14 protein-coding genes are annotated in these 13,143 nt (G+C 64.5%); 9 read left to right on the forward strand and 5 right to left on the reverse strand.

Annotation, left to right across the window (positions count from 1 at the left end; genetic code table 11):
• Positions 1-43 precede the first annotated feature (43 nt).
• Positions 44-1,240 (forward strand): ammonium transporter, encoded by a 1,197-nt coding sequence (locus KFK14_RS14305; protein WP_212608105.1) that lies wholly within the window; start codon positions 44-46, stop codon positions 1,238-1,240.
• Here the strand turns inward: KFK14_RS14305 and KFK14_RS14310 are convergent.
• The 4 genes from KFK14_RS14310 to KFK14_RS14325 all read right to left on the reverse strand — a co-directional run bounded on the left by KFK14_RS14310 (position 1,237) and on the right by KFK14_RS14325 (position 4,959).
• A complete protein-coding gene (locus KFK14_RS14310) occupies positions 1,237-1,440 on the reverse strand; it encodes a DUF2093 domain-containing protein (RefSeq protein WP_070157760.1) in 204 nt (67 codons plus the stop codon). The genes KFK14_RS14305 and KFK14_RS14310 overlap by 4 nt on opposite strands.
• Before the next feature lie 6 nt (positions 1,441-1,446).
• Positions 1,447-2,850: an NAD(P)H-dependent flavin oxidoreductase gene (locus tag KFK14_RS14315; protein ID WP_212608106.1), complete on the reverse strand. Its 1,404-nt coding sequence runs from the start codon at positions 2,848-2,850 to the stop codon at positions 1,447-1,449.
• Positions 2,851-2,945: 95 nt separating this feature from the next.
• On the reverse strand, positions 2,946-4,097 hold the full coding sequence (locus tag KFK14_RS14320; protein WP_212608107.1) for a glycosyltransferase: 1,152 nt from the start codon (positions 4,095-4,097) through the stop codon (positions 2,946-2,948).
• On the reverse strand, positions 4,090-4,959 hold the full coding sequence (locus KFK14_RS14325) for an alpha/beta fold hydrolase (RefSeq protein ID WP_212608108.1): 870 nt from the start codon (positions 4,957-4,959) through the stop codon (positions 4,090-4,092). The genes KFK14_RS14320 and KFK14_RS14325 overlap by 8 nt, the downstream gene beginning before the upstream one ends.
• 37 nt (positions 4,960-4,996) lie before the next feature.
• On the opposite strand from KFK14_RS14325, the gene KFK14_RS14330 reads away from it, so the two are divergent.
• Entirely contained in the window at positions 4,997-6,397 is a 1,401-nt protein-coding gene (locus KFK14_RS14330) for a protein adenylyltransferase SelO family protein (RefSeq protein ID WP_212608109.1), read from the forward strand.
• Between the two features lie 57 nt (positions 6,398-6,454).
• A complete protein-coding gene (astD, locus tag KFK14_RS14335) occupies positions 6,455-7,888 on the forward strand; it encodes a succinylglutamate-semialdehyde dehydrogenase (RefSeq protein ID WP_212608110.1) in 1,434 nt (477 codons plus the stop codon).
• Positions 7,889-7,948: 60 nt separating this feature from the next.
• On the opposite strand, the gene KFK14_RS14340 is transcribed toward astD, so the two are convergent.
• Positions 7,949-8,410: a hypothetical protein gene (locus tag KFK14_RS14340; RefSeq protein WP_212608111.1), complete on the reverse strand. Its 462-nt coding sequence runs from the start codon at positions 8,408-8,410 to the stop codon at positions 7,949-7,951.
• 199 nt (positions 8,411-8,609) lie between these two features.
• Between KFK14_RS14340 and cobA the strand changes: the two genes are divergently transcribed.
• From cobA to KFK14_RS14370, 6 genes are all read left to right on the forward strand, one after another.
• Positions 8,610-9,386 (forward strand): uroporphyrinogen-III C-methyltransferase, encoded by a 777-nt coding sequence (cobA, locus tag KFK14_RS14345; RefSeq protein ID WP_070157754.1) that lies wholly within the window; start codon positions 8,610-8,612, stop codon positions 9,384-9,386.
• Positions 9,383-9,670 (forward strand): DUF2849 domain-containing protein, encoded by a 288-nt coding sequence (locus KFK14_RS14350; protein WP_070157753.1) that lies wholly within the window; start codon positions 9,383-9,385, stop codon positions 9,668-9,670. The genes cobA and KFK14_RS14350 overlap by 4 nt, the downstream gene beginning before the upstream one ends.
• Positions 9,671-9,674: 4 nt before the next feature.
• A complete protein-coding gene (locus KFK14_RS14355; RefSeq protein WP_070157752.1) occupies positions 9,675-11,306 on the forward strand; it encodes a nitrite/sulfite reductase in 1,632 nt (543 codons plus the stop codon).
• A complete protein-coding gene (locus KFK14_RS14360) occupies positions 11,299-11,739 on the forward strand; it encodes a DUF934 domain-containing protein (RefSeq protein WP_212608112.1) in 441 nt (146 codons plus the stop codon). The genes KFK14_RS14355 and KFK14_RS14360 overlap by 8 nt, the downstream gene beginning before the upstream one ends.
• Entirely contained in the window at positions 11,732-12,514 is a 783-nt protein-coding gene (locus KFK14_RS14365) for a phosphoadenylyl-sulfate reductase (RefSeq protein ID WP_070157750.1), read from the forward strand. The genes KFK14_RS14360 and KFK14_RS14365 overlap by 8 nt, the downstream gene beginning before the upstream one ends.
• Positions 12,515-12,690: 176 nt before the next feature.
• Positions 12,691-13,110 (forward strand): BLUF domain-containing protein, encoded by a 420-nt coding sequence (locus KFK14_RS14370; RefSeq protein ID WP_070157749.1) that lies wholly within the window; start codon positions 12,691-12,693, stop codon positions 13,108-13,110.
• The last annotated feature ends 33 nt before the right edge of the window (positions 13,111-13,143 follow it).

A 13,143-nucleotide genomic window follows, 5' to 3' on the forward strand; every position in this document is an offset into this window, starting at 1 on the left:
TCCCTTCGCCATGGCGTCATGATGCAAGGAGGAACGGGGGTCCATGCGTCTTGTCCTGCCTGTCCTTGCCCTGATCGCCCTCGCCTTCCCGGCCCCCGCCATGGCGCAGGTGCAAGTCGCCGACAGCGGCGACACCGCCTGGATGCTGATCTGCACGGCTCTTATGCTGTTCGCCGCCATTCCGGGCCTCGCCCTGCGCTTTGCGGGCGCGGTCCCCGCCCGTGACGCATCCGCCGCGATGGCGCGGATGGTGATCGCAGCAGCCATCGCCGCTTTGCTGTGGGCGGCGGCGGGCAATATGCTCGCCTATGCGCCCGGCCCGCTCTGGTTCGGCGACCTGCGCCACGTCTCCCCCCAGGACATGGCGGCGCTCCGTCCCGGCATGACGATCCCGGAAATTGCCTTCCTCTTTTTCCAGCTATCCGTCGCCTCCATGGCCTGCGGCCTGCTGACCGGGGCCTTTGGCGGTTACCGGCTGCTGCCAGTCACACTGCTGGTCATGCTGTGGCTGTTGCTGGTCTATACGCCTGTCGTGCGGGCCGTATCGGCGGGCGGCTGGCTGGCGCAGGCGGGCGTTGTCGATTTCTCCAGCGCCCTTGCCCTCCATCTGGCGACCGGCGTCTCGGCGCTGACCGCCGCCGTCATGCGCGGGCTGCGCCACCCGGCGGACGATCATGCGCCCGGCGCGCCCGTGCTGGGCCTCACCGGCTGCGCGCTCGTATGGCTGGGTTCGCTTGGGCTGAGCGGCGGCTGGACCTTCGGCGCCACGGCCGACGGGATCGCCGCCATCCTCAACACCCATCTCGCCGCCTGCGCCGCCGCGCTGGGATGGGCGGTCATGGAGCGCGTGCGCACTGGCCACGCCACGGCAGGCGGCATGGGCTGCGGCGCGCTGGCCGGTCTTGCCGCCATTTCCGCCTCCGCCGGTTTCACGGATATGCCGGGCGCGATCCTGACCGGCCTGTGCGCAGGCGTGCTGGGCCAGTTCGCCTCGGCAACGGCGCGCCTGCTTCGCGCCTGGGACCCTGCCAACATCTTCGCCGTCCATGCCGTTGGCGGCGCAACCGGCGCGCTCATGCTGGCGCTGGTGAACAGCCGCTCTCCGGTCGACGTGCGGCTCGTTAATCAGGCTGTTGGCGTGGGCGCAGTCATTCTCTGGTCCGCCGCCGTCACCGCTCTGCTGACGCTGCCGCTCCTGCTGCTGAAACCGGCCCGGAGCGAGAGCGGCCACAGCCCCTAGATGCCCCGATGCTTCCTGAATGCGGCGGTGGCCTCCACCGGCCCTTTATAGGCTTCCTGAAACTCGCCGCTCCAGTAGAGCAGCGAATCCAGATCGATCTTCTCGCCCGTCACCGCGCACAGGACGAAGGTCCCCGGCCGCACGATGTCATAATGCGGCGTATCGTATCGCAGCACCGCAAGTCCGGGAATGTCGGCCATGACGCCTCAATCGCCGGTCAGGATTCGATCCACCAACTGCTTCACCGTGGGGACGAAGCCGTTGGAGTAGAAAGGGTCCTGCTTGAAGCGGTAGGCGCTGTGCCCGGCGAAGGCGAGATTCTGGTCAACGGGACCGCCATGGGCGATGTCCTGCAGCGTTTTCTGGATGCAGAAGCTGCGCGGATCGGCCAGACGCCCGGTCGAATTGGTCTCGCTGTCCATCCAGCTTGAAAAGGCGCATTGCGACAGACAGCCCATGCAATCCGCCTGATCCTTGCGGATGACGCCCTTCTCCGGGTCAGTGACGAACACCAGCGTATTGTCCGGCGTCTTGAGCGCGGAGGTGAAGCCTAGCCCCACCCACTCGCGCGCGCGCAGCAGGTCGTTGCGCGTCACCCAGAAATTCTTGCCCTTCACGCCCACGTCGAGCTGGTGGGTATGGTCGCCCGCCTGCTCCAGACTGAAGGCGATCTGCCGCTCCGAACGCGCTTCTAGATTGCGCAGGAAGGGATTGCGGATCGCCGAGCTGTAAAAACCCGTGGGAGAGAAGCGGTGCAGCAGCACGTCGCCCTCGTCGAGTTGCGTCAGCCGCGCCTTCCATTCTTCGGGGATCGGGCTTTCCTGCGTCAGCAGCGGGCGGGTGCCGAACTGGAAGGCGATGGCGCCCAGTTCCGGGTTGTCGATCCAGTCGTTCCAGTCGCGCAGATGCCAGACGCCGCCGGCCATGATGATCGGCACTTCGTCCGAAATCCCGCCCTCGCGCATCGTTTCGCGCAGCGCCTTGACGCGCGGATAGGGGTTTTCCGGCTTCTGCGGATCTTCCGCATTGGACAGGCCATTATGGCCGCCCGCCAGCCACGGGTCCTCATAGACCACGCCCGCCAGCCATTCCGCCGCCTTCGAATAGGCCCGTTTCCACAGCGCGCGGAAGGCGCGGCCGGAGCTGACGATGGGCAGGTAGGACACATTATAGGAGGCGGCGATCTCGGACAGCTTGTACGGCATGCCCGCGCCGCAGGTGACGCCCGCCACCATGCCTTTGGTCTTTTCCAGAACGCCATGCAGCACCCGCTGCGCGCCGCCCATTTCCCACAGCACGTTGATGTTGATCGCGCCCTTGCCGCCCGCCAGCTCGAACGCGCGCTTCACCTGCTCGACCGCGCCGTCAATGGCGTAGGCGATCAGTTCCTCATGCCGGTCGCGGCGCGTACGGCCGTGGTAAAGCTGGGGAATGATCTTGCCCGTGGGATCGTAGCTGTCGGCGTTGACGGCGGAGACGGTGCCAATGCCCCCGGCAGCCGCCCATGCGCCGGAGCTTGCGTGGTTGGAAACTGCGACGCCCTTGCCACCTTCGATCAACGGCCACACTTCGCGTCCGCCATAGACGATGGGTTTCAAACCCTTGAACAATCTATTCTCCCAAGAAATTCGCGGCCGCCCCCTTTGGCCAGGGATGCGCTATATCAGCTTTCCTCGACCGGCGCGGTTAAAAATTGGACCGCGCCCTAAAGCAAAACATCCGGTCTGGCCAGCGATTTGCCATAGAGACTGGCGTAGGCCCCAAGCATTTGCGGCTCGCCAAAGGCATCCAGCGCCTTGGCTAGATTGGCCTTGCCCAGCGCATCGCGAAGCGCAGCGTTCGCCGCCAGTTCGCCCAGCGCCGCCGCCAGCCCCGTTTCCTCCTCCAAAGGAATGACAAACCGCCGATTCGCCGGGGCGACCATGTCTGCGACATCACCCACATCCGTCGAAACCACCGGCAGCCCCGCCGCCATCGCCTCGACCAGCGATATGGGGAATTGCTCGCTGTCGGACGACAGGGCGAAAATGTCGAAAAGGCCCACAAACTTCCATGGATCGGAAAGGAACCCGGCCATGTGAAGATCGGACAGCCCATGCGCCTCCGCTTCCCGCAGGATGGCGTCCCGCTCCGGTCCCTCGCCGACCACCACCAGTTGCAATCGCTCCCGATGCGCCGCGACCGCCCGCACCAGCCGGGGGATATTCTTCACCGCCCGCAACCCGGCCAGCGTCCCCACCACCAGCTTGCCAGGCGCGCGCACAAATCCCGGCAGTGCGTCGGCCTGTGGCGGCGCTGCATATCGCGCCAGATCAATGCCGTTCGGGATCAGGCGCACTTTGCCGCGCGGCTGACGCCAGGCGTTCAGAGCGATCCCCTCCAGCCGCCGCGAAGGCACCACCAGAGCATCCGCTCCCGCCAGCGCGATCCTGCGGTAGCGATTGCGGGCGGACTTCAAAACCGCCGCCTCATCCTCGTTAAAGCCGTCCTCATGATGGATCAGTGGCGGCAGCGCCAGAAGCCGGTGGAATATCCGGTGCGCCATCACGCCGTCCACCGCCCCCCAATTATAGGTGAGGACCAGATCATAGCCGCGCATGAACCGCGCCAGCGCCAGAAAGCGCGACAGGCCCGGCCGCCCGGTCAGCGGCGGTGCATCAGGGAAATCCACGGCAATGTCCGGCGCAATGGCCGCCCGCGCGCCCATAGCGCCCGGAACGCCGCTGACGATCGCATGCTCCGCCCGGTCGCCCCACAGGTTTATCAGGCGCACTGCCCTGGCTTCCTTGCCGCCCAGATTGAAACTGCTGTGAAGGTGGAGAAGGCGCGGCCGCCCGTCATACGGCCTATCAGCCATTGGCCAGCACGCGCTCCAGCAGGCGTCCTATCCCGGCGACGGCCTCCGCCTCGTCAAGCACCGGCGCATGGCCGACGCGCGGCACAGTGACGATCTCGGTTTCGCCGCCAATGTCGCGGCGCATCCGCTCGGCCGTCGCCGCGCTGAACAGGTCGGACAGCCCGCCGCGCACGATCAGCGTGGGAACATCCCTGAACCCCGCCAGAGTCGGCCACAGATCGACGCCCGTCTCGCCGCCGGGCACCCGCAGCGGCTCGGCGATCCGCATGTCATAGTCCAGCACCACGCGCCCACTGCTGTTCAGCCGGAACAGCCGCTTGGCCATCGCCAGCCACTGGTCCAGCTTGTAACCCGGATAAATGTCCGCATTGGCCTCTGCCAGCGCCCGCGCGGCATGCACCCAGGTTGGGTGGTTGCTGCCGGAGCCGACATAGCCCCTGATCCGGGCGAGGCCCGCTTCCTCTATCTGCGGCCCGACATCGTTCAGCACAGCGCCCGCCATCCTGTCCGGCCGGGTGGACGCCATGATCATCGCGATGATGCCGCCCAGAGACGTCCCAACCACCACGAACCGCGTCAGCGCCAGATCGGTCAACAACCGCTCCAGGTCATGCAGATAGGTGATCGGCACATAGCTCATCGCATCCTTGGCATAGGCGCTTTCCGACCGGCCCCGCAGGTCGGGGCAGATCATCCGCCATTGCCCGGCGAATTTCTCCGCCAGCGGCTCGAAGTCGCGCGCGTTGCGCGTCAATCCCGGCAGGCACAGCAGCGGCGGCCTGTCCTCCGGCCCCGCATAGTCCCGGTAATGCAGCCGCAGGCCATCGGGAGACCACCAATATCCGTCGCTATAGCTGGCCACGCTTGATCCTTCCGCCCTGCATGCCCCATATCGCCGCATGCGCACGCCCCTGCAAGCCAGCAAATTCCGTCCCGAAACGCTCATCACCGGCCTGGGGGACAGCTTTGCCGATCCCGTCGCCGCTGCGGATTTTCCGCAGACCATCCTGCGCTTCCGCAATGACCGGCACGCCGCGACAGTGGGCCTCGCCGATCTGAGCGATGAAGAATGGATCGCGCATTTCGGCCGGTTCCGGCCGCTTTCCGGTTCCCTGCCCCAGCCGCTTGCGCTCCGCTATCACGGCCATCAGTTTCAGGTCTATAATCCCGACATCGGCGACGGCCGCGGATTTCTCTTTGCCCAGTTGCGCGATGGCGCAGGCCGCCTGCTCGACCTTGGCACCAAGGGATCGGGCCAGACGCCCTGGAGCCGCTCTGGCGACGGCCGCCTGACGCTGAAAGGCGGGGTCCGCGAGATATTGGCGACCGAAATGCTGGAGGCGCTTGGCGTCAACACCAGCAAGACCTTCTCGCTTATCGAAACCGGCGAGCAACTCTATCGCGGTGACGAACCGTCCCCCACCCGCTCCGCCGTCCTCACCCGTCTCAGCCACAGCCATATCCGCATCGGTAGTTTTCAGCGCGCCGCCTATGAACGCAATGAGGCGTTGATGCAGGCGCTCGTCACCTATGCGCTGGAGCAGCTTTACGGCGAAGCGCCCGGCGACCACCCGCCCGCCCAGCTTCTCGGCCGGGTCGTGGAGCGCACCGCCGATCTCGCCGCCAGCTATATGATCGCGGGTTTCGTCCATGGCGTGCTCAACAGCGACAATATCAACGTCACTGGCGAAAGCTTCGACTACGGACCCTGGCGCTTCACGCCGCAATGGGACGCCGCCTTCACCGCCGCCTATTTCGATTATCAGGGCCTTTACGCTTTCGGTCGGCAGGCGGAGGCGATCCACTGGGACGTGGCGCAACTGGCCGTGTCCCTGCGCCTTTTGTCCGAAGCGCCCCCCCTGATCGAACAGCTTGAGCGTTTTCCCGATCTCTACGGCCAAATGCTGGTGAAGCGCTTCTTCTGGCGGCTGGGCCTCATGCCGGCTGGGCAAGACGAATCCGCCGCATTTGTTCAGGCAACGGTGCAGGGGATGATCGAAACCGGCACGCAGATCGACCGCTTCTTCCTCGACTGGCGGCATGGCGATATCAGGGGCGAAGGCTATGACGCAGAGGCGTGGCGGCCCGCCAGAAAGGCGCTCTCCGCCTTCCAGCCCACTGGCGCGCGCGCAGACCATGCCTACTGGCGGCAGGGCGCGCCCTGTTCCATGCATATCGACGAGGTGGAAGCGATCTGGTCGGCCATCGACCGGGACGACGATTGGGGGCCGCTGCATGCCAAGGTCGCCGCCATCCGGACCATGGGCGATGCGCTGGGGGATGCGCCGCCAACAGGCTGAACCGCTTCCCGGACTTGCCCCCTTTAAAGATCATGCCATTTCGGCCATATCGTACCCATGTCAGCCAAGATTGTTTCGACCGAACCTGCAACCGGCGCGCACCTCTGGGAATCCGAGATCAGCAACGTGGACCGGGAGGTCGAGCGCGCGCGCGCCGGCTGGCTCGGCTGGGCCGCAAAGCCGCTCACCTTCCGCGTGGAGACGCTGCGCCGCTTCGCCAATGCCGTCCGTGCGGCCGAGGACGATCTTGTCGACCTGATCTCCCGCGAAACCGGCAAGCCGCTGTGGGACGCCCGCACGGAAGTCGCCGCGGTCATCGGCAAGATCGACATCTCCGTCGCCGCCTATTCCGAACGCACCGGGCAGAAGCGCCTTGAAGGGGCAATGGGCGTGCGGCAGGCCGTCCGGCACAAGCCGCATGGCGTCATGGCCGTGCTTGGCCCCTATAATTTCCCCGCGCACCTGCCCAACGGCCATATCGTGCCTGCGCTGATCGCGGGCAATGCCGTCGTATTCAAGCCATCGGAAAAGACCCCGGCGGTCGGCGCGATGCTGGTCGATCTCTATCACAAGGCGGGCGTGCCGGAGGATGTGGTGCGGCTGGTGATCGGCGGCCCCGATGAAGGACGCGCCCTGACATCCCATCCCGGCATAGACGGCATCCTGTTCACCGGCTCCGCAGCAACCGGCATCGCCATCAACAAGGCATGCGCGGACAGGCCGGACAAGATCCTCGCCCTGGAAATGGGCGGCAACAATCCGATCATCGCCTGGGACACGCCCGATATCGCCAGCGCCGCCGTCCTCATCGCCCAGTCGGCCTTCCTGTCGGCGGGGCAGCGCTGCACGGCCGCCAAGCGTCTGATCGTCAAGGAAAGTCTCGCCCCGCTGCTGATCGCGGAGGTGAAGCAGCTTGCCGACCGGATGGTGATCGACCATCCCCATGCCGATCCCACGCCCTATATGGGTCCGGTCATCGACAATCTGGCGGCGGACGGCCTGACCGAAAGCTTCCTGATCCTGATGAGCAATGGCGGACGGCCGATCAAGCATATGGTCCGGCCGAAGGCGAACCTGCCCTTCGTCTCCCCCGCCATGATCGACGTGACGGACATGCCCGAACGGCCGGATATTGAGCTGTTCGGCCCGCTGCTGCAGATCATTCGCGTCCCCGATTTCGACACGGCGATTGCGGAGGCGAACAACACCCGCTTCGGCCTGTCCGCCTCGCTGATCGGCGGATCGCCTAGCCATTACGATCAGTTCTGGGCCAATATCCGCGCGGGCATCGTCAACTGGAACAAGCCGACCAACGGCGCATCCTCCGCCGCGCCGTTCGGCGGCGTCGGCATTTCGGGCAACCACCGCCCCAGCGCCTATTATGCCGCCGACTATTGCGCCTATCCGGTCGTGTCGTCGGAGGCGGACCAGCCGAGGGCGACGATGGGGGTTGGGTTGCGGGATGTGGAGACGGCTTCGGCAGTGAAGTGAGGGTGGGTTGGTCGGCTAACGACCAGTTGTAGACTCTCACAGGTAGTGTTTGGGCGGCCGTTAGTTGTCATATATCGTGTTGGGTTGGCGAAAATCGCGCGGTCGGTTACTGCCGATTATGCGGTCAAGCTCGCGGCTAAAAACTGCGCTGTCACCAGTCAGCACCCCATTACTAATTTGGCTCGCTGAAAAATGCTCGGGGCCGCCGGCCAAGATCAATCGCAACCGGTTGCCATTCTGCCAGAAACCAATGTCGCACGATGTCCTGACTTGGATATTGAAGGCTTTCTTCGGTATCCCCTTCCAAACCTTTAAGGCCTTCAGGACTGCACCGTTTCCTGTATCGTCCCCAACGGCGATTACCTCCACATCAGCTATCGTTTGTGCTGACTGGAAGGCCTTCCGTGCCATCACTTTCGTTTCCGATGTCGTTTGAGTTAATTTCGCAGGGCTACAGCCTATTGCCGCTTCAGCAGACAAGACGCCTAGAAGGGCGATAAATGATGTAATAAGACGTGCCACATGGCTTTATCTCCGCTGTGTTAGAGCAAAGCAACATCGTCCGCTTCATGCGAATGCTCTCTCATAACCAGACAGTCCCCTAACCACCCATTCCACCCGCCCCCGAACAGTCCCGCACATCCCGCAACGAAACATTTACTAGCCTCACGCATATACATTCTCCGTTGCGATGCAGCGAGACGGGGGGCATCTGGGCAGCATGAATAATTCTACGCCTGGAACAGTGTATCTGGTCGGCGCGGGTCCAGGCGACCCGGAGCTGCTGACGCTGCGCGCCGCGCGCCTTTTGGCCGCCGCATCCCTGGTGGTGCATGACGGGCTGGTCGATCCCGCGATCCTGGGCATGATCCGGCCTGATGCGCGCCGCATTTCCGTCGCCAAGAGCCGCAGCCGCCATTCGCTGCCTCAGGAGGAAATCAACGCCCTGCTGGTGCGCGAGGCGCTCTCCGGCAAGGATGTCGTTCGACTGAAGGGCGGAGACCCCTTCATCTTCGGCCGTGGTGGTGAGGAAGTAGAAGCCTGCCGCGCCGCCGGCGTGCGGGTGGAAGTCGTCCCCGGCATCAGCGCGGCGATCGGCTGCGCGGCGGAGGCTCAGCTTCCCCTCACCCATCGTGATGCCTCCAGCGCCGTCACCTTTGTCGCCGGGCAGTGCAAGGGCCTCACCGATCAGGACTGGTCGGGCCTTGCCGGCAAGGGCCGCACGCTGGTCATCTATATGGGCGTCGCGACAGCGTCCGACATTGCCGACAAGCTGATGGCGGACGGCGTTTCGCCCGCCACGCCGGTCGCGGTTCTCGAAAAGGGCACGCGCGGCGACAGCCGGGCCATGCGCTCGCTGCTGGCCGACCTGGGCGACATGGTCGTGCGCGAGGGCGTGAAAAGCCCCGCGCTGATCGTCGTCGGCGAAGTCGTGCTGCGTTCGAACGCCAAGGATAAACTGGCCGCCATTGCGGCATATGCGGAGAGTCTTGCGTGATTTTGCTGACTGGAAATGACCTGGCGTCGGGGGACGTGATCTGGTGGACGGGTTCCGGCTGGTCCCGCCATGTCGGCGAGGCCGTGGATGCGGGCAGCGAGGCGGACGCCATCCTTGCGCGCGAAAGCGCCGCGCGGAACGTCAATGCCGGTTATTCCGTGGAGGCCGAAGCCACCGCTTCCGGCCCCCTGCCCCTGCACATCAAGGAACGCATCCGGGCGAGCGGACCGACCGTCCGCACGGACCTCGCCATCAACGCCGATATCCCAATCGTGAAGGCCTGAACCCATGTATCGTTACGACCAATATGATCAGGAGATCGTCGACGCCCGCGTGGAGGAATTCCGCGACCAGGCCCGCCGCCGCCTTGCCGGTGAGATGACCGAGGATCAGTTCAAGCCCCTGCGCCTGATGAACGGCCTCTATCTCCAGCTACACGCCTATATGCTGCGCGTGGCCGTTCCCTATGGCACGATGTCGGGCAAGCAGATGCGCATGCTCGGCCATATCGCGCGCAAATATGACAAGGGCTACGGCCATTTCACCACCCGCCAGAACATCCAGTATAACTGGATCAAGCTGGAGGACGCCGCGGACATCCTGGCCGATCTCGCCACGGTGGAGATGCACGCCATCCAGACCAGCGGCAATTGCATCCGCAACATCAGCTCCGACCAATATGCCGGGGCCGCCGCTGACGAGGTCGCCGATCCCCGTCCCTGGGCGGAGCTGCTGCGCCAATGGTCGACCTTCCACCCGGAATTCACCTACCTGCCGCGCAAGTTCAAGATCGCCGTCATCGCCAGCGAAGAAGATCGCGCGGCGATGCGCCTGCATGACATCGGCATTGAGCTGGTGAAGCGCGACGGAAAGGTCGGCGCGAAATTCTTCGTCGGCGGCGGCATGGGCCGCACGCCTATGATCGCCCCGGAAATCCGCGACTTCGTGCCGGAGGAGGAGCTGATCTCCTATGCCGAGGCATGCCTGCGCGTCTACAACCGCTACGGCCGCCGCGACAACAAGTATAAGGCGCGGATCAAGATCCTCGTCCATGAACTCGGCGCTGACGAATATCGCCGTCAGGTCGAGGAAGAATTCGCCCATATGAAGACGCTGGGCATTGACCCGCCCGTGGCCGAGCTTGACCGTATTCGCGCCTATTTCGCCGATCCGGCCTATGAAACCGGCCTGCCGGAAGCGGTGGACCGCTCCGATCCCGACTTCGCTCTCTGGCTCGACCAGAATGTCGTCGCGCACAAGCAGCCCGGCTATGCGATCGTCAATATCAGCCTGAAGCCCACCGGCGGCATCCCCGGCGACGCCTCGGCCGAGCAGATTGAGCTGATCGCCGACCTGACCGAGCGCTATTCGATGGATGAGGTGCGCGTCACCCACGCCCAGAATATCGTCCTGCCCTATGTGAAGAAGGCGGACCTCTACACGCTGTGGCAGCAACTGGACGAGGCGGGCCTCGGCGCGTCGAACCTTGACCTCATCACCGACATGATCGCCTGTCCCGGCCTGGATTATTGCAGCCTCGCCAACGCCCGCTCCATCCCGGTCGCGCAGAAGATCGCGCAGCGCTTCGCCGACCCGCAGCGCCAGCGTGATCTCGGCGAGCTGAAGCTCAAGATTTCCGGCTGCATCAACGCCTGCGGCCACCATCATGCCGGTCATATCGGCATCCTTGGCGTCGACCGGAAGGGCGTGGAGAATTACCAGCTCCTGCTCGGCGGATCGGGTGCGGAGGACGCCAGCATCGGCACGATCACCGGCCCCGGCTTTGGCGAGGACGGCATTGTCGATGCCATCGAGAAAGTCACCGACCTCTATGTTTCCGAACGGCAGGAGGGCGAGCGTTTTCTCGATACCTATCGCCGTCTCGGCATGAAGCCTTTCAAGGAGGCCATCTATGGCTGAGTTCCTGTCCTTCCGCACCGGCGACGCCGCACAGGAGCCCGCCGTCACGGTCGAGGCCTTCACCGGCCAGTCGAACGCCACCGCCGTCCGCATCGAGCCGGGCGAGGATGCGCGCGACCTGCTGCCGCATCTGGATCGCCTATCGCTCGTGGAAGTGAACTTCCCCGCGTTCGGCGACGGCCGTGGCTATTCGGCCGCCCGTATTCTGCGCGAGGCAGGCTATGAGGGCGAACTGCGCGCCGTGGGCGACGTTCTGGTCGATCAGCTTCCCGCCATGCGCCGCTGCGGCTTCGACGTATTCAAGCCCAATCATCCGCTCGACGATGCCGTCGTGAAGGCGTCGCTGGAGCGTTACGATGACGTTTATCAAAAGACCATTGATGGCCGCACGCCCGTCTGGGCGAAGCGCCACCCGGAGAAAATAGATGGCTGAAGCCGCCGCCCGCCAGCTTGACGTGATCGACGCCCGCCCCGCCTTTACCCAGGCGGATGCGGATGCGCTCAACGCGCGGTTCGCGGGCGTGGAAACGGATGCGATGCTCCGCACCCTCTTTGCCGAGGGCGTGCTGGGCAATGTCGCGACCGTTTCGTCCTTCGGCACTGAAAGCGCCGTGCTGCTGCACCTGATCGCGCAGGCGGACCCCTCCGTGCCGGTGATTTTCGTCGATACGCTCAAGATGTTCCCGGAAACGCTGGAATATCGCGACACGCTGGTCGCCGCATTCGGCATCCAGAACAGCTTCACGGTCGTTCCCGATCCAGACGTGATTGCGAAGAAGGACGAGACCGGTCTGCGCTGGTCCTATGACCCGGACGGCTGCTGCGAAATCCGCAAGGTTGAGCCGATGGCCCGCGCCAAGGAGGGTCTCGACACCTGGATTTCCGGCCGCAAGGCGTTCCAGTCCGTCACCCGGCAGAACATCCCCCGTTTCGAGGTCGAGAATGGCCGCCTGAAGCTCAACCCGCTGGGCGACTGGACCAAGGCCGATCTGGAGACCTATTTCGAGGCGCACAACCTGCCCCGCCATCCGCTGGAGGCGCAGGGGTACCTCTCGATCGGCTGCGAACCCTGCACATCGAAAGTGCAGGAGGGCGAGGATCCCCGCGCCGGGCGCTGGCGCGGATGGGACAAGGTGGAATGCGGCATCCACACGCCGTCCACCCCCATTGGCGACGCGGAAGACCCGGCCAACCAGCCCGTTTTCTAAAGCGTCCAATCCATCTTCGGGCAAAACCGTGCTCCTGCGAAAGCAGGAGTCCAGGCCCCATGTCTGAACTGGACTCCTGCTTTCGCAGGAACACATCGCGATTCAGATAATGAAGGCGGCAAACTGGGGTTGATCCAGATCAGTGCAGCTTGTTCTGCTGCTGTTATGATACCTGTATGACAGGCGTTTTCCAGCTCACCTACATCAGTACCGCTCGCGACGGCATTGATGTCGCCGAATGCGAAACCATTCTGGCGGAGGCGCGTGGCCGGAACGCTGAACATGACGTCACGGGATTGTTGCTGTTCAACTCCCGCCGCTTTGTCCAGGTGCTGGAGGGTACGGAGGATGCGGTGAAACGCATCTATGCCCTCATCCAGCGCGACCCGCGCCATCATGGCCTTGTGATCGTCGGCGAGGAATATGTGACCGAACGGCAGTTCGGCCAGTGGGCGATGGCCTTTGACGATGGCACCGGCGATGATGGTCACTTGCCGGAACAGGTGGATCGCTTGCTCGATCGCGCCGGTCCATCGACGCGCGCCCTGTTCCAGACCAGCGCAAAACTCTACCGCCGTCAGATTTTCCTGGACTGACGGCTCACCGCAGCGGGGTTTTCCGCCGCGCCA

The sequence above is a fragment of the Sphingobium phenoxybenzoativorans genome (assembly GCF_018286635.1).
Lineage (GTDB): Bacteria > Pseudomonadota > Alphaproteobacteria > Sphingomonadales > Sphingomonadaceae > Sphingobium > Sphingobium phenoxybenzoativorans.